Below are 609 nucleotides of genomic sequence, written 5' to 3' on the forward strand. Positions count from 1 at the left end.
CCGGGCCGCACCGGCACAGCGCGGCGTTGTGCCAGCTTTTAGCTGGCCCGGCGTTACCCACTCTTCCGTTCCGGCCAGCTTCAGAACGCCGTTCCCCCTGAGCCGGCCGATGAAGTGCCATCCATGCGACTGAACGCGGTTAAACCACTCGCGGCGGAACCCGGCATCGGTGATGATGGTCACTTTCCTGTCTCCCATGCACCCGGCCAGCTCGTCCAGAAAGCGGTTCTGAAGATCGGGGTTTCCCAGCTTATCGCCTTCTGCGATGAGGCTCAGCAGCGGGATGGCACGCCCGTCCGCCAGCAGGCTGGCACGCAAAAGGCTGAAGGACTGAGTTGGCCAGGCGCTCCAGTCCACGGCAATGACGCACTCCTTCATGTCCCGGATAAGCCAGCAGATAATGTCGCGTGACAGCGCGGGCACCTCCCGGTGGAGGGCGGCATTGCCCATAAGGCGGTCAACGCGTTTGATTTTGTGCTTAACGCGGGCATGGCCCGCAAGAGAGCGACCGATGCTGGTCAGATTGAGGGAAGCACCGCGGGTCAGGGAAATCGTCATATCAGTGAGGGCGTTACGACGATACTGATGGGTGCTGGCTAAAGATTCCCG

Annotated in this window: 1 protein-coding gene; it reads right to left on the bottom strand. The window is 61.7% G+C overall.

Going from position 1 to position 609, the window contains the following annotated elements; all coding sequences use genetic code 11:
- Positions 1-558, bottom strand: a 558-nt coding sequence (locus PMI14_RS00015; RefSeq protein WP_157405872.1) for an IS4 family transposase, incomplete at its 3' end; no start/stop codon positions are given.
- Between the last annotated feature and the right edge of the window lie 51 nt (positions 559-609).

Origin of the sequence: Acidovorax sp. CF316 (genome assembly GCF_000276605.1) — a bacterium.
In the GTDB taxonomy this organism is placed as follows: domain Bacteria; phylum Pseudomonadota; class Gammaproteobacteria; order Burkholderiales; family Burkholderiaceae_C; genus Acidovorax.